The organism is Burkholderia singularis, assembly GCF_001718875.1.
GTDB classification, from domain to species: Bacteria; Pseudomonadota; Gammaproteobacteria; order Burkholderiales; family Burkholderiaceae; genus Burkholderia; species Burkholderia singularis.
In genome coordinates this window covers 1504719-1520754 of record NZ_CP013449.1, presented here as the reverse complement: position 1 = coordinate 1520754, position 16036 = coordinate 1504719, and the positions used below count along the sequence as shown (strand labels likewise).

The following is a 16036-nucleotide window of genomic DNA, read 5'->3' as shown; positions in this document are numbered from 1 at the left end:
GAAGGAGCAAGCACGATGAGCATCGATTCGATTTCCTCCGACGAAGCGGGGCATCATGAGCCGCACAGATCCATGCCGGCTTTCGCGTCGAGGGCTGCCGCGTCGGCCGGCCGCGACCAGCCGCTGTTCGATCCGCTCGCCTATGGCAACGGCCCCGACGACTCGGTGACGGACACCACCGAGGCCGCCGCGCTCACGCACCACACCGCGAAGATAGGCGGGCGTTCGATCGCTTATACGGCGACGGCCGGCCATCTGGTGACCGTCGATCCGAGCAGCTCGCAGCCCAACGCGAAGCTTTTTTACGTGGCATTCACGCAGGACGGCGCGAAGGAGGAGGAGCGGCCGGTCACGTTTTTTTATAACGGCGGGCCGGGCTCGTCGTCGGTGTTCGTGTTGCTCGGCTCGTTTGCGCCGCGGCGCATCAGGACGTCGATGCCGGGTTTCACACCGCCCGCGCCGTACCAGATGGAGGACAATCCGGACAGCCTGCTGGACAAGAGCGACCTGGTGTTCGTCAATCCGGTCGGCACGGGCTATTCGGCGGCGGTCGCCCCTTATAAGAACCGCGATTTTTGGGGCGTCGATCAGGATGCGAACTCGCTGAAGCAATTCATCAAGCGCTATCTGACGAAGAACAACCGCTGGAATTCGCCGAAATTCCTGTTCGGCGAATCGTATGGCACCGCGCGGAGCTGCGTACTCGCGTACAAGCTGCACGAGGATGGCGTCGATTTGAACGGAATCACGTTGCAATCGTCGATTCTCGACTACCGGCAGGCGGGCAATCCGGTCGGCGTGCTGCCGACCGCGGCGGCCGACGCGTGGTATCACAAGCGGCTTGGCGTCGCGCCGACGCCGGCCGATCTCGGCGCGTTTGCCGAGGAGGTTGCCCAGTTCGCCCGCACCGACTATCTCGACGCGTTGCGCAAGTTCCCCCAGACCGACGCGGCACTCGTCAAGAAGCTGTCCGACTATACCGGCATCGATACGACGACGCTGCTGTCGTGGAGCCTCGATATTGCGAGCTACGATGCGCGCGGCAATTCGCTGTTCCTGACCACGCTGCTCAAGCCGCGCGGCCTCGCGCTCGGCGCCTATGACGGCCGCGTGACGGCGATCGAGACCGGCATCGCGGGGAAGATCGACCCGAACTCCGGCGGCAACGATCCGACGATGACGGCGGTTTCGGGCGTCTATACGGCGATGTGGAATACGTATCTGAACGAGCAGTTGAAGTACACGTCGAATTCGTCGTTCACCGATCTGAACGATCAGGCGTTCAAGTACTGGGACTTCGGCCACATCGATCCGACCGGCGCGCAACAGGGCGTGGACGACAAGGGCAATGTGATTCTGTACACGGCGGGCGACCTTGCCGCGGTAATGGCGCTCAATGTCGATCTGAAGGTGCTGTCGGCGAACGGTTTCTACGATTTCGTCACGCCGTTCTACCAGACGGTGCTCGATTTGCAGCAGATGCCGCTCGACGATCCGAAAGTACGGCAGAACCTGTCGGCGCGCTTCTATCCGTCAGGGCACATGGTTTATCTGGACGGCGGCTCGCGCACCGCGCTCAAGCACGATCTCGCGCAGATGTACGACTCCACGGTGCGAGACACGGGTGCTGTCGCGCGGATTCGCGCGCTGCAGGCGAAAAAGCGCGACCGTGCATGAGCGCATGGCAAAAAAGAACGCCCGCGCCACGGTGAGCGGCGCGGGCCGGGCATAGAAAGAGGCCGACCGTAGACGGTCGGCCTAAAAAGGTTCCGGCGTTTATCCGAGGGCCACTCTGCCAGAACCTGAGAAGCCGTTTTGACGGCCGAAAAACGGCCGCCGAATTCAGTACATCGATGCGTCAGCGCGCCGTCATTGCGCGCGCAGCCGCTCGGCGAGCGCGTGAAAGCCCGCCGCGAACACATGCTGGCTGACCGATGCCGCGACCGCCGCCAGATCGGCGCCTTCGGTCGTGAAGTCCGCCCACCATTGCCCGAAGGTCTTGCCGGAATCCGTGACCGTCACGAGCTGCACGCCGGCGACGTAATTGCGCATCGGCAGCGATGTGTCGAGGATCGAATACTCGAGCGTGTAATTCGGCTCGTCGAGCTTCAACAGCTTTTCGCGGACATAGCCGTTCGACAGCGTCAAATATCGGATCGCGCCCACCGTATAGGCGTCGGGGCCCGGTTCGAGCCGGCTCTCGACGACGGCCGGGTGAAACGACTGCAATCCGTTGAAATCGCGAAAAAATGCCCAGACGCGCTCGATCGGCGCATCGATGACACTGCTGGCAAAAGCGGTATGGCTCATGATCGGTCAGCTCCTCGTAAGCGGTTGCGCGTCATGATTTGGCGCGCCGGTCGATCAGCTTGAAGCGTTTGGTCATCTCGGTCAACGCGGTTTCGGCGGGCAGGCGCTCCATCGAGCTTGCGCCGTAGAAACCGTGGCATTGCGGGCACTCGCGCAGAATGTACGCGGCATCGTCGGGCGTCGCGATCGGGCCGCCGTGGCACAGCACGATCACGTCGTCGCGTACCGATTTCGCCGCGTCCGCCCAGCGCCGCACGAGCGGCGCGCAATCGGCGAGCGTGCGCGCGGTGGCCGCGCCGATGCTGCCGCCCGTCGTCAAGCCCATGTGCGCGACGACGATATCGGCGCCTGCCTCGGTCATCGCAATCGCATCGGCCTCGCTGAACACGTAGGGCGTCGTCAGCAGCCCTTTCTGATGCGCGAGGCGGATCATGTCGACTTCGAGCGCGTAGCCCATCCCGGTTTCCTCGAGATTCGCGCGGAAATTGCCGTCGATGAGCCCGACGGTCGGGAAGTTCTGCACGCCCGCGAAGCCGAGCCGGGCCAACTCGTCGAGAAACGCGTCGAAATTGCAGAACGGATCGGTGCCGTTCACGCCCGCGATCACGGGCGTCGAGCGCACGACGGGCAGCACCTCGCGCGCCATGTCGACGACGATCTCGTTCGCGTTGCCGTAGGCGAGCAGCCCCGCGAGCGAGCCGCGTCCGGCCATCCGGTAGCGGCCCGAGTTGTAGATCACAATCAGGTCGATGCCGCCGGCTTCCTCGCATTTCGCGGACAATCCCGTCCCCGCGCCGCCGCCGATGATCGGCTCGCCGCGGGCGATCGCCGCTCGCAGTTTGTCGAGAATCTCGGCGCGTGTCAGTTTCTTCATCGTTAATTCCGGTGTGCGGCGGTGGCTGGGTAGATCGACAGAAAATGCTCGACGGCGGCCGCCGCGAACAGCGGATCGTTGATGTGCGCGGGCACGCGCACCAGGCGGCGCTGCCCGGTCTGCTTCACGGTTGCCTCGAGCGCGGCGAACAGCGCGGCGTCGGCCTCCGGGTGCCAGAACGGCTGGCCCGGCGCGTCGAGCGCCGATACTCCCCCCTCGGGGATCAGAAAGCGCACCGGCCCGTCGCATGCGTTGAGCTTCGTGCCGATCCACTCGCCGATGCGGCGGTTTTCGTCGGGCGTCGTGCGCATCAGCGTGATCTGCGGGTTGTGCCGGTACAGCAGGCGGTCCGCATAGCGGGGCGGCACGGTTTCGATGCGCGCGAAGTTCACCATGTCGAGCGCGCCGCACGCGCCCACATATGGCACTTGGCTGCGCGCGATCGCGTCGAAGCGATCTTCGCCGCATGCGAGGATGCCGCCCATCAGCAGATCGCAGACTTCGGTCGTCGTCAGATCGAGCACGCCATCGAGCAGGCGGCTGTCCGCGAGCTTCTCCATCGAGCGGCCCCCGCTGCCGGTCGCGTGGAATACGAGGCAGTCGAAGCGCGCGTCGAGTTGCGCCGTCACCGCTTGGATGCACGGCGTTGTCACGCCGAACATCGTCAGGCCGACGGCGGGCTTCAGATCGGCCGACGGCGGCTGCAAGTCGCGCACCGCGCCCGCGATCATGTGCGCGCCGTTCGCGAGCACCTGCCGCGAGATCCGGTTCAGCCCGGCGACGTCCGTCACCGAATAAAGCATCGCGATATCGGATGCGCCGACGTATTGCGACACGTCGCCCGAGGCCATCGTCGAGATCATCAGCTTCGGCACGCCGACCGGCAGCGCCTGCAACGCCGGCGCGATGAGCGCCGTGCCGCCCGAGCCGCCGATGCCGATCAGCGCGGCCACGTCATCGCGGCTTGCAATATAGCGCTCGAACGCGACGGCCATCGCCGCGATCGCCCTGCCGCGGTCGCCGCAGAATACGGCGGCCGTGCCGTCAGGATGGTGCGCGGCGAGCGTTTCGGCGCTGACGTCGGCCGCGAGCCCCGGCAAACCGCGCGTGGACAGGTCGACCACTTGCGCGGCCAGCCCGGCCTCGGCGATCCGCGATTTGACGAAATGCGCTTCCGCGCCCTTTGTGTCAACGGTCGCCGCAACGTAGATCAGCTTACGGTGGGTTACCATCTGGTCTCCTTCGCCAAGTTCGTCTGTCGCACGATCCAACGCGAATCAATGAGGCAGAACTTTAACACATATGAGACAACCGTCTCACCCGTTGTCGATAAGTGACTATGACAAATACACCCGAGTCTGCGGAGGCCGAGCCTATGCCGGCCGCGCCCGCGTCAGAGATGCTATCCGAAGCCCGTGCGCAAACCCACGATTTGCTGTTGCAAACCGCGATGTCGATGCTCGACCAGGGCTGGTTTCCGTCGGTGACCGAGCTGGCGAATGCCGCCGGCGTGTCGCGTGCGACGGCTTATCGCTATTTTCCGTCACAGGCGGCGCTGGTCAGTACGGTCGTCGACGAGGTGCTCGGGCCGGTGCTGCAATGGCAGCCGACGTCGTCGTCGGCCGAGACGCGCGTGCATGAACTGCTCGACTTCGCCTATCCGCGGATGGACCAGCACGAGGGCGCGTTGCGCGCGGCGTTGCAGGTCGCGTTGCAGCAGTGGGCGAACGAGCGTGCGCGGCGCGCGCAGGACGAGCCGAAGTACCGGCGCGGCAATCGTAAGCGGCTGCTGTCGCTCGCGGTCGAGCCTGTGCTGCAGGCGGGTGTCGAGCCGGCGGCCGCCGCGCGGCTTGCGCAATCGTTGTCGCTGCTTTACGGCACCGAGGCGATGGTCGTGCTGAAGGACTTCTGGGGGCTCGATTTCCGGCAGTTCATGGACGTCGTCAAATGGACGAGCGCCGCGCTCGTGCGCGCGACGCTGGCCGAGGCCGGAGCGGCTGGCGCATCGGGGCAGCCGGGTGCGGCGGGCAGCGCGGGCAGCAGTGCATATTCCGGCGGAGCGGGCAGCGCGGGCGCGGGTGGTGAAGCCGGGCACGTGACGGGCGCGGACGACGCGAGCGCACGCCATGCCGGTGGCACCGGTGGCGCGGGTGCCGTAGAGCGTTCCGGCAATGCCGGCGGCGCGAGCGCAAGCGACGCGGGTAATAACGGATAACCCGCGCCGCCGGCGGCGGCACGATGCATCACGCGTCGCCCGCCGCACCGGTCATGCGCGATCGCGCGCGCCTGGCGATCGCGCGGGCCGCGGGCGCTCAGCGCAGCAACTGCCGCACGCCGAGTGCGACGATCAAGCCGCCGCAGAGCCGGTCGACGGCTGCGCGGCTGCGGCGGTAGGCCGCCGAGACGTCGGCCTGTGACAGGGCAAGCGCCACGAAGCCATACCAGCTTGCGGAGACCGACGCGATCATCGCGAGCATTGCCGCGAAAGTCGGCCAACCGACGTGCGCAGGCACGGCCGACGCAAATACAGCGGCATAGAAGGCGATCGATTTCGGATTCGTCAGATTGGTCATCAGGCCCTGCGCGAACGCGTCGCGGAAGCGGACGCCGGCGATGCGCGCGGCAGCCGGGTCGCGATTGAGCGCCGCTGCTTTGGCGTGCCGGATCAGGCGCAGCCCGAACCCGATCAGATACGCGGCCCCCGCGATCTTGATCGCGAGCGCGAGCCAGGGAAACGCGGCGAATACGATGCCCACGCCGAGAATCGCGCAGGACGCCCAGAACAGATTGACGAGCACGATGCCGCCGACCAGCGCGAGCGCATCGCGCCGGCTCGCGGACACCGCCTTGTGCGCGACCGCGACAAAATTCGGGCCGGGAATCACTACGCTCGCGAGATACAGTGGAAATACCGTGAGAACGGTGGTCGAATCGATTTGCATGGGCAATTCCGAGGTATCGCTGACTGAGGGCCGCCGTGGCGACGCGCGTATGTGCCGATCCGGTTTCGCGGTATGTCGAGCCGTATCGTGACCGGATGATTTGCGCCGTCGCCGCCTCGTATCGAATTCGACGAACGAGGCGCGTTCATGTGCGCCGGGCGTGCGTGCTACGCGACGATTGTTCGAACGGTTGCCGCGCACAGTATATTGCGGCCGGCGTATCTCGGTGATGTGCGATTCGCTGTAGGCGGCCAGCGTGCCTGACCCACGCAAACGTCATGGGTTGAAATTGCTGCTGGCAAATGCGGCAGGCGGCAATTTCGACGAATGAGTCGCGGACGGTGCGCAACGCGTGCTGGCCGGATCGGTGGAAGTCCCAAAGCGGCGCGGCCGCGCCGGCATGCGCGTGACGGTTTGGCGGGTCTTTTCGAAACGGACGGGCTATGTCCCGTCGGCGAAGCGATGAACAGGCGAACAGCATGCGATTGGGGCCAACGGCTTCATTCGCTCATTTTGTTCGGGTTCCCAGGAGACGGCGCGTATTCCGCCTGCTCGTCTGATGTTCGGCGAATGCATGCTGGATTGCCTCGGTGACGAACGTGGCGAAGGGCGCGAGCGCGGCGGTTTGCGCTTTCGGCTTTCAGTTCGGTATTGCAGATTCAGCCGCGCCGCCGGGCAAGCGTGACGCCCGCGAGCGCGAGGGCGAATCCGGCGATCTGCGCGGGCGCAAGCGTTTCGCCAAAAAATGCGTAGCCTTGCAGCGCGGCGAGCGGCGGCGCGAGAAACAGCAGCGAGGTCGCGCGCGCCGCTTCGCCGTGGCGCAGCATCGCCATCAGCAGCATCACGGCGACGCCGGACAGCATCGCGATGCCCCACGCGAGCGAAAGCCATAGCGCGGGCGCGCCGTGCCAACGGGTTTCGCCGAGCGCGAGCGCCGCCGTGCCCGCGACGAGCGCCGCGCCAAGATTCTGAACGGCAACGGCGGCGCGCAGATCGGTCTGCGACAGCGAGCTTTTCTGATAGAGCGAGCCGGCGGTGATCGATGCGACCGCCGCGATCGCGATCGTGACGACGGCCCAGGCCGGGGCGCCGCCGGTGGCCGTCGGCGCGGCGTGCAGCTTTGGCGCGAGCACGAGCGCGACGCCTGCGACACCGAGCGCCATGCCGGCCCAGCCGCGCGCGGGCAGCCGCTCGTTGAACAGCGGCGCGGCGAGCGCGGCGGTGGCAAGCGGCTGCAGCGCGCCGAGCAGCGCCATCACGCCGGCGTTGAGCCCTTGTGCGACGGCCCAATAGCTCGCGCCGAGATAAATGCCTTGCAACAGCGCGCCCGCCAGCAGATGGCGCCCCCATTCGCGTGCGGCGGGCCACGGCGCGCGCACGGCCCGCGCGACGCATGCGTAGACGAGCGCCGTGCCCGCGAAGCGGGCGAGCAGATACAGATTGGGATCGGCGTAAGGCTTGATCGCGCGGGCGACGATGAAGCCGGTGGACCAAAGCGCGACGAACGCGGCGGCGGTAACGGAGACGGGCATGCGAAACGGAGCGGGTACGCTCGCTGTGGCGGCGAAGCGCCCAGTATCGGGCGCGGCCGTGCGGCTGTCTTGTCGAAACCTGCAGTGCTCGCGGATATCGACGATATCGCCGATGCGGCGTGGCGGCGAATCAGTCGATCGAGAACGTGTCGAGCGGCTGATTCGCGCTTGCGGCTTCGTCGCTGGCAAAGCGCGCGCTGAGTTGCCGGTGCAGGCGGCGCGCCTCGTCGAGCGTCAGATCGATCCAGTACGGATCGCCCGCAGCATCGTTGAGCCGCTGCGGCGGAAATTGGATTTCGAGAACGACGCCTTTGCGATACATCGATATACCTCTGGTCAGTTATGCGGTCGGCCTGCGGCCAAGCCGCGAGTGTAGCAATCCGCCGCCGGTGGCGGCCGGCGCGATTGCCCGCTGTCTCGAAATTCTGAATTTCGGCATGGCCACGGAACGCGACATGGGCGCGCGCGGCGTATCGGCAGGCCGTTCTAAAATGGCCCGCCATCTTTATCCGACCATCGCCCATTCGATGCCCGGCCACGCCGCGCCGCATGTCATGCTGATTGAACAACGTCATCGCTATATTCTGAACGAACTCGCTCGAACAGGCGCGCTGTCCGTCGCACAGCTCGTGCGTGCGCTCAACGTGTCGCGCGAGACTGTTCGCCGCGATCTGAACGCGCTCGCCGCGCGGGGCCTCGTGATCATGACGCACGGCGGCGCGCTGGCGGCCGAGCCGCGCGAATCGGGCGCCGCCGCACGCGATGCGGCGCATGCCGACGCCAAGCGGGCGATCGGGCGGCGCGCGGCGGAGTTCGTGCCCGACGGCGCGTCGGTGCTGCTCGACTCGGAAAGCACCGTGCATGCGGTCGCGGCCGCGCTCGCCGATCGGCATCGGCTCGTCGTCTATACAAACGACTGGCGCATTGCCAGCATCCTCGGCCGCCGCAACGGCAACCGCGTGACGCTCCTCGGCGGCGAATTGTCCGCAGACGAAGACGCGACGTTCGGCATCGACACCATCCAGCAGCTCGCGCAATACCATGTCGACTTTGCGTTCGTCGGCGCGGGCGGCATTACGCAGGACGGCATGCTGACCGACCCTTCGCGGCTCACTGCCGAAGTGCGCAGCCGAATGATCGCGGCGGCGGCGGCGGCGGTGATCGTCGCCGATCTGTCGAAATTCGGCTGCGTGCTGCCGGTGCGGGTCAGTAGCGAGAACGCGCGCTACCTGGTGACCGAGCGCCGGCCCGACAATGCGTTCGCGAGCGCGCTTGCATTGCGCGGCATCGAACTTGTCGTATGTGGATGAGCGTGGCTTCGCGTGCGCCGTTCGCGGCTGAGCGCGACGGCGCGCTTGCGCATTGACGGCGCGGCGCGGCCAGCACAAGCGTTTCCGTGGGCCGCACCGCGTGTGATGCCCTGCTCGCAACCGCGACACGCAAACTTCATCGAAGCGTCATACCGGTGGCAAACCGCCATTGAATACTCGTCAGTTCGGTTTTCATCACGATCAGACGAGGAGGGCGGCGATGTCCGTCAGCGTGCGCAGCTATCTTTCCCCGACGCTGGTTTTGCTCGCATTCGATTGGCCTGGCGCGCAGCGGCACGACGATTTTCTCGGCTTTGCGATCAGACGCACGCCCGGCTTCTGGTCGGCGCACGGCAAGAGCCGCGCGATGACGAGCTGGCTGCCGAACCGGCTGACGTTCGACGCCCCCGCCTCCGATACCCACGGCGATGCGCCGACCGATCAGGCGCCGATCCAAAAATTCATGTGGTGGGATGCGCGGATCGATCCGCCGGATCGGGGCCGCACCTTTCGCTACGAGGTCTATCCGGTCGTCGGCACGCCGGAGTCGCTGCGTGTGCTCGATGCCGAAGCGGGAGTGTGCAACGTCACGTTGCCCGCGCATATCGAGGACGGTATCGGCACATGGTTCAACCGCGCGGTGGTGAGTTCGCAGGCGTTCGCCAGGCAGGTGGGCGCGCTGCATCTCGGGCCCGGTGAGACACCTTCGCCCGATGCCGCGCTGAAGTTGCGCACGTGGCTGGCAAACGACTTGCAGGAAACCTTCGGCCTGATGCTCGGCGCGGCGGCGCGCCGCGCGGTGTCTGCGGTCTACCACCTGACTGACCGGCTATGGGCGATTCCCGCGTTCGAAGCGTTCGGCCGCGCGCACGGCGCCGACGCGCTCGCGATCGTCTACGACGCGCACGCGACGAAGCGCGGCCGCGGCGAGCCGCCGCTGCCGTCGCCGAACCAGCCGGCCGTCGATCAGTTGAAGAATGCCGCGACGTTCGCGCCACGCGACAAGACGCGGATCATGCATGACAAATTCATCGTCGCGGGCGACGAGGCCGGGCCGGCGCGTGTGTTGACCGGCTCGGCGAATTTCACGACGGAGGGCATCACCGAGCAGGCGAACGTGCTGCATTTGTTCGAGTCGGCGGCGCTCGCCGAGCTGTACAACGCGCGCGCGCATGCGCTCGCGTCCAATCCGGGCATCGCGCAGACGGCGCGGCTCGCACCTGGCTGGTCGGAGCCGGTGAGCGTGGGCACGGCGCGCGTGCGGGTGTCGTTTTCGCCGGAGCCGCGCGGCGCGCGCACGCAGATCGACACGATCGTCGAGGCGATTCGCGCCGCGCAGCATTCGGTCCTGTTCTGCCTGTTCATGCCGACCGACGCCGCGTTGCGCGACGCATGCTTTGCCGCAGGCGACCGGGGGCTGATGATGTTCGGGCTCGTCAACGAGATTAGCGCGCGCAGCGCGCAGCAAGCGCAAGCGGACGAGCAAGCCGGCAAGACGCCCGATGCGGCGCGGCTCGCCAATCTCGAGCTGTATCACCGCAGCCGGTCGCAGCGCGACGTGATCGGCGCGGCTTATTTTTCGCCCGCAACGGTGCCGGCCGGCTTCGAGCCGGAATTGCGGCTCTTTCCCGGCGATGCGCCGCCGGCTTATCCGCCTGTCGTCGTTCATCACAAGTTCATCGTGATCGATGCGGAAGGCGCCAATCCGGTGGTGTACAGCGGCTCGGCGAATATGAGCGAGAACTCGGAGCACTATAACGACGAGAATCTGCTCGAAATTCGCGATGCGCGCGTGGCGGCAATCTATCTTGCGGAAGGTCTGCGTCTTTACGAGCACTACCGCGCGCGGGCGCTGTGGATCGCCGCGCAGCGCGACTCGCACGCCGGTTCGGACGCACGGCGCAAGCTCGTGTTGCAGCCGGACGCGCGTTGGGCGAAGAAATATTTCGTCGCGGGCAGCCCGGAAGAAAAGGCGCGGATCGCGTTGGCCGCGCCGCCCCGGGCGCAAGCCGATGGCGGCATGCGGACAGGCGAGGGAGCAGCGTTACGCGGCGCCCGTGCGTTCACTTATGCGTCAGCGCGCGACGAAGCGCAGTACTGAGTCGGCGATCATCGCGCGGTGACGCGAGCGCTGACGCGGCGAAGACGGATCGCGGCCGAACGCCGCGCCGAACGTGTAGCGGTTCGAGACGCGATGAAAGCAGAACGAACTGATCAGCAGATGCAGGTCGATCGGGTCGATGTCGTCGCGAAACACGCCGTTTTCGATGCCGTGCGCAAGCAGCGTTTCGAGCGTCTTGATGATGCTGACGTTGCTGTTCTTGAACGACTTGATTTGTTCCAGATATTTCGCGCCGTGAATATTCTCGATCGACACGAGACGGACGAAATCGCGATGCTTGTCGTGATAGTCGAACGTGAATTCGACGAGCCGCCGTAACCCTTCTTCGGGCTCCAGTTCGCCGACGTTCAGTTCGAGTTCGAGCGCGCGAATGTCGCCGTAGACTTTCTCCAGCACTGCCTCGTACAGCCCTTCCTTGCTGCCGAAATAGTAGTAGAGCATCCGCTTCGTCGTGTTCGTGCGCTCGGCGATCGCATCGACGCGCGCGCCCGCGAGCCCCATTGCTGAGAACTCTTCGGTGGCGACGTCGAGAATATTGCGCTTGGTTTGCTCGGGATCGTATTTGCGGCGCCCGTCGTCTCGGCGCGTCCGGGCAGCGTGCGCATTCGCGCGGGTTTCGACTGCTGCGGCCTTGTTTGTCGCTTGTTTCATATGGCTGGATCGGGCGGGCGGCGGCATGAACGGCGCATTCTAGCATGCACCCAGACGAGTCCCGGCTCGGGCGAGCTACAGGCCGCGCGCGTTTGCCGCGCGGCTGGCGGGCGGCGGGCAGCGCGCGGCGAGTGCATCGCGCACCTCGTATGCGCAATAGGTGAGCTGGGCTGCGGCCAGTCCGGCCACGCCGAACGTGCGCGTGAGGCCGAATGCGTCGAAGCCGCCCGGCACGGGCCGTCCTTCGGCGAGCGCGGCCGCGAGCACTTCGCCCGCGACGGTCGTCGGCGCCATGCCGTGGCCGCCGAAGCCGATCGCGTGCCATACGCCGCTTGCGTCGCAGCCGATCTGCGGCATTTTATGGCGTGCATAGCTCATCAGGCCGCCCCATGCGAACTGCACGGCGACGTCGCGCAATTGCGGATAGACGCGTACGAGATCGCGCCTGAGCAGCCGCGCGATCGCATCCGGCCCGCGATCGAGGATCGAGATGCGGCCGCCCCACAGGATGCGCGTATCGGCAAGCGGCCGATAATAGTCGAACGCGAAACGCGTGTCGTAGACAGCCGACGCGCAGTTGATCGAGTCGGCCAGGCGCGCGCCGAGCGGCTCGGTTGCGATCACATAAGTCGCGATCGGCAGCACTGCGCGCTCGATGCGCGGATAGACGCCGCGCGCGTAGCCGCCGCCCGCGAACACGACGTGCCGGGCATGCACGGCGCCGTTTCTGGTCGCGACGACAAAGCCCGCGCCGTCGCGGCGGATCGAGCGCGCCGCCGAATGTTCGTAGATGCGCACACCGCGGCTCGCGGCGGCGGTGGCGATTCCGAGCACGTACTTGAGCGGGTGGAAATGAAACGCGTTGCGCTCGAACAGGCCGCCGTGATAGCGATCGGTCTTTAGGCGCTCGCGCAGCGCGCGCGCATCGAGCGGTTCCCAGTCGACGCCGAACGCGTTTTTCATCAGCTTGCGCGGCGCGTCGAGCCGGGATGGATCGTCGAACCAGTTGGCGAGGATCACGCCGCCGTCGACACGCTCGCAATCGATGCCGTAGCGCGTGCAGCGGGCGCGGATCAGGTCGACCGCATCGAGCGTCAGTTGGTAGAGCGCGCGGGCTGACGCGGGGCCGAGCGTGCGCAGCAGGTCTGCGTTGTCGAGGCTGTAGCCGCCGAACACGAAGCCGCCGTTGCGGCCCGACGCGCCGAATCCGACCGTCTTCGCCTCCAGCACGACGGCGTCGCGCATGCCGCGCTCGACCAGGCCTAGCGCGGTCGACAAGCCGGCCAGCCCGCCGCCGACGATGCAGACGTCGGTGTCGATGCGGGCGTCGAGCGTGGGATAGGGGGTGCGGGTCGCGGTGGCTTCGTAGAAATTCGGCATGCGCAGCGTGGGTCGTGGAGACGGGGCGGTGCGAGGTTGGCGGTGCGGGCTATCGTAACCGTTTGAGCCCGGCGTGCGAAGGGCCGGCAGCGCAGCGGGGGCGGATGGTTGGCGCGGTCATTGTCAGGCGTGCGACCGCCGACGGGGCGGTGCGGCACGGCCGTCGGCCGCGTGAGGGCGTGCGCAGCAGGGGCGGCTGACCGCCGACGCAGCGTTCGCCGCACGCCGCGCCGGTTGCGCGAATTTTTCGGATATCCGGGTAGGTTTGGATCGGTGCATGCGCATATCGGCGTGTTCAGCGTGTGCCGTGCCGCTTCGGCTCGGGCGATGGTTCGGGTTCGGGCGCGACGCTGGCTGTTTGACGGGTTTCGGTGTTCGTAACATCGCGGTGCTCCGGCGCATCGGTCTGCGCCACGGACGGCCAGCGCGCGCAATCGCATTCGAGCCGGTGGTAGCGCTCGAGCCGCCGGGCATCGATCAGCGCGACATAGGCGGCGCCGTTTTTCGTGATGATCTTCTCGGCGCCGTTGCGCACTTCGTCGGCCAGCTCGGAAAAGTGGGCGCGGGCGATGGACAGCGGCACGATATCGCCGATGCGAATGGTCATGATCGGTCTCGCGTGGCCGGCGGTCGGCCGGCCGGTGAACGGACAAGCGGATAAGTAAAGGCCGGCGATTAAAAGGCCAGCGATCGAACAGGATCGTGACGTCAGCTTATCGGCCGCGACGGCGCGACGGAACCTAGCCATTCGGCCAGCGCAACGAATGGCTCGCTGTCGGCGGCGTCGTCGGGGGCGACGAGGTAATAGCCCGCATCGCTCGGCAGACGCAGCTCGAGCGGCGCGCGCAGACGCCCCGACGCCAGCTCGTCGGCAACGAGCAGTTCGGGCATCAGCGCGACGCCCATTCCCGCGTGAGCGGCCGCCGTGAGCATCGTGAAGAGTTCATAGCGCGGCCCGCGCACCGCGCGCAGATCGTTGTCTATGCCGTGAGCGCGGAACCAGTCGCGCCACGCATCGGCGCGCGTCGACAGATGCAGCAGCGGCAGCTCGAGCAGCGCGTCCAGTGAGACCGGCTTGCCGGGCGCGGGCAGCAGCGCGGGGCTGCACACCGGCAGCATGCCGCCTTCGCGGAACAGCAGCCGCCCTTGCGTGCCGGGCCAGAGTGCATGGCCGAAATAGATTGCCGCGTCGAACGGCGAATCGCTGAACAGGAACGGCTCGGTGCGCACCGACAGGTTGACCGTGATATCGGGCCGCCGCGCACGGAATTGCGGCAGGCGCGGAATCAGCCACTGGCTCGCGAACGTCGGCACGACCGCAAGCTCCAGCGTCGCGCCGATGCCGCGCTGCGCCATCAGCTCGAGCGTGTCGCGCTCGATGCGCTCGAGGTTGCGGCGCACGAGCGCCGCGTAATGGCGGCCGTGCGGCGTCAGCACGACCCGCTTCTTGATCCGCAGGAACAGCGCGACACCGAGCCGCGCCTCGAGCGCGGTGATCTGGCGGCTGACCGCGCTTTGCGTGAGCGCGAGTTCGTCCGCCGCGCGCGTAAAGCTGGCGTGGCGGGCCGCCGCTTCGAACACCTGTAGCGCGGCAAGATTCGGAATGCCTTTTCGCATCGAGGGCTGGCTGATCGAAAGATCAATAGTTGATGAGTTTTAGGAATGAAGTGGTGAGTTTATATCAGTTGCCGCAAGCATGGCGCATGCCGACAATCAACTTCCGAATCCGTCCGGTGCGGCAGCCGATGTTGCGCACGAATTCCGCTGTACCGCGACGCATTGCCGACATCCTCCGAACTCGTTAAAAATCCGATGAACGCGAATCTCGCCGCTTTGCTCGCCACCGTCCTCCCTTCATCGACGATCGATGAGTTGATGCAATTGATGCATGTTCCGAGCTGCGTTGAGCGTTGCGAGCCGGGCGTGGTGACGCGCGCGGAGCTTGCGCAGGCGCTCAATATGGCGTTGTTCGCGGATCTGCTCGAGCGGGTGCCGACCGGCCGTGCGTACACGCGCGACGTCGCCCGCGACGGCGGCCGGGTGACGTTCGATCACGGCGCGTTGCGCACGGTGCGCTGGCCGTCGTGCGGCGCGTTGCCGCCGGGGGAAGCGGCGTTCACGCGAATCCTGCGGCCGCTCGGCTACCGGCTGAACGGCACTTATGCGCTCGAACGCCTGAACATGACCGGCCGCTCATACGCGCATCTCGACGCGCCCGATCAAATCGCGCAGTTTTTCGTGAGCGAGCTGCATCCGGAGCGCTTCAGCGCCGCATTCCAGCAAGCAGTGACGAACGTGGTCGGCACGTCGGCCGATCCGCTCACGCCGCGCTCGTTCGCCGCGCTGGCCGAGCTGGAGCGCGACGCATCGCTGCCGCTTGCCGACGCGTGCGCGCTGCTGCCCGTGCTGGTGAGCTGTTTCGGCCGCCAGCATGCGACGCCGAAGCTGGCCGATTACGAGACGCTGCTTGCCGAATCGGCGGAGATGGCGTGGATCGCGACCGAGGGCAACGCGTTCAACCATGCGACCGACCGCGTGCCGGACGTCGACGCGCTCGCCGCCGCGCAACGCGCGCTCGGCCGGCCGATCAAGCCGGCCGTCGAGGTGTCGCGTTCGGGGCGCGTGCGTCAGACCGCGTTTCGCGCGGACCCGGTGGTGCGCGCGTTCGTCGACGCGTCGGGTGCGCATATCGAGCGCGAGGTGCCGGGGTCGTTCTACGAATTCATCACGCGTGACACGCTCGCCGATGCGGCCACCGGGCGTGCGACGCTCGATCTGAGCTTCGATGCAGGCAATGCGACCGGCATCTTCAAGATGACGGCCGCGGCGTAGCGTCAGCGGCGCGGTTTGCACCGTTTGTTGAAGCCCGCGTCCGCCTCCATCGCTGTCGATTTCCACCCTTGCCGGAGCTTGTG

General features: G+C 66.7%; 15 protein-coding genes. 5 read left to right on the top strand and 10 right to left on the bottom strand.

The window, feature by feature from the left end; translation table 11 throughout:
• Nucleotides 1–15 precede the first annotated feature (15 nt).
• A complete protein-coding gene (locus tag AQ611_RS22105; protein WP_069236064.1) occupies nt 16–1677 on the top strand; it encodes a S10 family peptidase in 1662 nt (553 codons plus the stop codon).
• A 192-nt stretch (nt 1678–1869) separates the two neighbouring features.
• On the opposite strand, the gene AQ611_RS22100 is transcribed toward AQ611_RS22105, so the two are convergent.
• The 3 genes from AQ611_RS22100 to AQ611_RS22090 are packed head-to-tail and all read right to left on the bottom strand — an operon-like array spanning nt 1870 to nt 4416.
• Nucleotides 1870–2310 carry an SRPBCC family protein gene (locus tag AQ611_RS22100; protein ID WP_069236063.1) on the bottom strand — a complete coding sequence of 147 codons (441 nt, stop codon included), beginning with the start codon at nt 2308–2310 and terminating at the stop codon, nt 1870–1872.
• A gap of 31 nt (nt 2311–2341) precedes the next feature.
• Entirely contained in the window at nt 2342–3184 is an 843-nt protein-coding gene (locus AQ611_RS22095; RefSeq protein WP_069236062.1) for a phosphoenolpyruvate hydrolase family protein, read from the bottom strand.
• Nucleotides 3185–3186: 2 nt separating this feature from the next.
• Nucleotides 3187–4416, bottom strand: coding sequence for a Tm-1-like ATP-binding domain-containing protein (locus AQ611_RS22090; RefSeq protein ID WP_059520182.1), 1230 nt, complete (start codon nt 4414–4416; stop codon nt 3187–3189).
• 167 nt (nt 4417–4583) lie between these two features.
• Here AQ611_RS22090 and AQ611_RS22085 point away from each other — a divergent pair, with 167 nt between their 5' ends.
• Nucleotides 4584–5399, top strand: coding sequence for a TetR/AcrR family transcriptional regulator (locus AQ611_RS22085; RefSeq protein ID WP_231936043.1), 816 nt, complete (start codon nt 4584–4586; stop codon nt 5397–5399).
• 97 nt (nt 5400–5496) lie between these two features.
• Here AQ611_RS22085 and AQ611_RS22080 read toward each other — a convergent pair whose 3' ends face one another.
• From AQ611_RS22080 to AQ611_RS22070, 3 genes are all read right to left on the bottom strand, one after another.
• A complete protein-coding gene (locus tag AQ611_RS22080) occupies nt 5497–6126 on the bottom strand; it encodes a LysE family translocator (protein WP_069236061.1) in 630 nt (209 codons plus the stop codon).
• Nucleotides 6127–6785: 659 nt separating this feature from the next.
• The gene (locus AQ611_RS22075; protein ID WP_069236060.1) at nt 6786–7658 is read right to left on the bottom strand and encodes a DMT family transporter; all 873 of its coding nucleotides are present in this window, start codon (nt 7656–7658) and stop codon (nt 6786–6788) included.
• A 130-nt stretch (nt 7659–7788) separates the two neighbouring features.
• Nucleotides 7789–7980 carry a hypothetical protein gene (locus AQ611_RS22070; RefSeq protein ID WP_059520185.1) on the bottom strand — a complete coding sequence of 64 codons (192 nt, stop codon included), beginning with the start codon at nt 7978–7980 and terminating at the stop codon, nt 7789–7791.
• A gap of 232 nt (nt 7981–8212) precedes the next feature.
• Between AQ611_RS22070 and AQ611_RS22065 the strand changes: the two genes are divergently transcribed.
• Together AQ611_RS22065 and AQ611_RS22060 are read left to right on the top strand one after the other, a co-directional pair.
• Entirely contained in the window at nt 8213–8968 is a 756-nt protein-coding gene (locus AQ611_RS22065) for a DeoR/GlpR family DNA-binding transcription regulator (protein ID WP_059520318.1), read from the top strand.
• A 220-nt stretch (nt 8969–9188) separates the two neighbouring features.
• Complete coding sequence (locus AQ611_RS22060) at nt 9189–11069, top strand: phospholipase D-like domain-containing protein (RefSeq protein ID WP_083237510.1); 1881 nt, start codon at nt 9189–9191, stop codon at nt 11067–11069.
• On the opposite strand, the gene AQ611_RS22055 is transcribed toward AQ611_RS22060, so the two are convergent.
• The 4 genes from AQ611_RS22055 to AQ611_RS22040 form a co-directional block, all read right to left on the bottom strand.
• Nucleotides 11043–11768 (bottom strand): TetR/AcrR family transcriptional regulator, encoded by a 726-nt coding sequence (locus tag AQ611_RS22055; RefSeq protein ID WP_059520186.1) that lies wholly within the window; start codon nt 11766–11768, stop codon nt 11043–11045. The two genes, AQ611_RS22060 and AQ611_RS22055, sit on opposite strands and share 27 nt — an antisense overlap.
• 48 nt (nt 11769–11816) lie before the next feature.
• Nucleotides 11817–13121: an NAD(P)/FAD-dependent oxidoreductase gene (locus AQ611_RS22050; protein WP_069236059.1), complete on the bottom strand. Its 1305-nt coding sequence runs from the start codon at nt 13119–13121 to the stop codon at nt 11817–11819.
• Nucleotides 13122–13416: 295 nt separating this feature from the next.
• Entirely contained in the window at nt 13417–13728 is a 312-nt protein-coding gene (locus AQ611_RS25165) for a type II toxin-antitoxin system Phd/YefM family antitoxin (RefSeq protein ID WP_083237509.1), read from the bottom strand.
• Between the two features lie 101 nt (nt 13729–13829).
• On the bottom strand, nt 13830–14738 hold the full coding sequence (locus AQ611_RS22040; RefSeq protein ID WP_059520188.1) for a LysR substrate-binding domain-containing protein: 909 nt from the start codon (nt 14736–14738) through the stop codon (nt 13830–13832).
• Nucleotides 14739–14933: 195 nt separating this feature from the next.
• On the opposite strand from AQ611_RS22040, the gene AQ611_RS22035 reads away from it, so the two are divergent.
• On the top strand, nt 14934–15953 hold the full coding sequence (locus AQ611_RS22035) for a DUF1338 domain-containing protein (RefSeq protein WP_069236058.1): 1020 nt from the start codon (nt 14934–14936) through the stop codon (nt 15951–15953).
• Nucleotides 15954–16036: the final 83 nt, after the last annotated feature.

What these genes read in the sequence shown, in the direction of transcription:
- AQ611_RS22060 (WP_083237510.1), top strand. Translation starts at nt 9,189, where the DNA reads ATGTCCGTCAGCGTGCGCAGCTATCTTTCCCCGACGCTGGTTTTGCTC.
- AQ611_RS22090 (WP_059520182.1), bottom strand. Translation starts at nt 4,416, where the DNA reads ATGGTAACCCACCGTAAGCTGATCTACGTTGCGGCGACCGTTGACACA.
- AQ611_RS22080 (WP_069236061.1), bottom strand. Translation starts at nt 6,126, where the DNA reads ATGCAAATCGATTCGACCACCGTTCTCACGGTATTTCCACTGTATCTC.
- AQ611_RS22065 (WP_059520318.1), top strand. Translation starts at nt 8,213, where the DNA reads ATGCTGATTGAACAACGTCATCGCTATATTCTGAACGAACTCGCTCGA.
- AQ611_RS22075 (WP_069236060.1), bottom strand. Translation starts at nt 7,658, where the DNA reads ATGCCCGTCTCCGTTACCGCCGCCGCGTTCGTCGCGCTTTGGTCCACC.
- AQ611_RS22070 (WP_059520185.1), bottom strand. Translation starts at nt 7,980, where the DNA reads ATGTATCGCAAAGGCGTCGTTCTCGAAATCCAATTTCCGCCGCAGCGG.
- AQ611_RS22095 (WP_069236062.1), bottom strand. Translation starts at nt 3,184, where the DNA reads ATGAAGAAACTGACACGCGCCGAGATTCTCGACAAACTGCGAGCGGCG.
- AQ611_RS25165 (WP_083237509.1), bottom strand. Translation starts at nt 13,728, where the DNA reads ATGACCATTCGCATCGGCGATATCGTGCCGCTGTCCATCGCCCGCGCC.
- AQ611_RS22050 (WP_069236059.1), bottom strand. Translation starts at nt 13,121, where the DNA reads ATGCCGAATTTCTACGAAGCCACCGCGACCCGCACCCCCTATCCCACG.
- AQ611_RS22035 (WP_069236058.1), top strand. Translation starts at nt 14,934, where the DNA reads ATGAACGCGAATCTCGCCGCTTTGCTCGCCACCGTCCTCCCTTCATCG.
- AQ611_RS22040 (WP_059520188.1), bottom strand. Translation starts at nt 14,738, where the DNA reads ATGCGAAAAGGCATTCCGAATCTTGCCGCGCTACAGGTGTTCGAAGCG.
- AQ611_RS22055 (WP_059520186.1), bottom strand. Translation starts at nt 11,768, where the DNA reads ATGCCGCCGCCCGCCCGATCCAGCCATATGAAACAAGCGACAAACAAG.
- AQ611_RS22085 (WP_231936043.1), top strand. Translation starts at nt 4,584, where the DNA reads ATGCTATCCGAAGCCCGTGCGCAAACCCACGATTTGCTGTTGCAAACC.
- AQ611_RS22100 (WP_069236063.1), bottom strand. Translation starts at nt 2,310, where the DNA reads ATGAGCCATACCGCTTTTGCCAGCAGTGTCATCGATGCGCCGATCGAG.
- AQ611_RS22105 (WP_069236064.1), top strand. Translation starts at nt 16, where the DNA reads ATGAGCATCGATTCGATTTCCTCCGACGAAGCGGGGCATCATGAGCCG.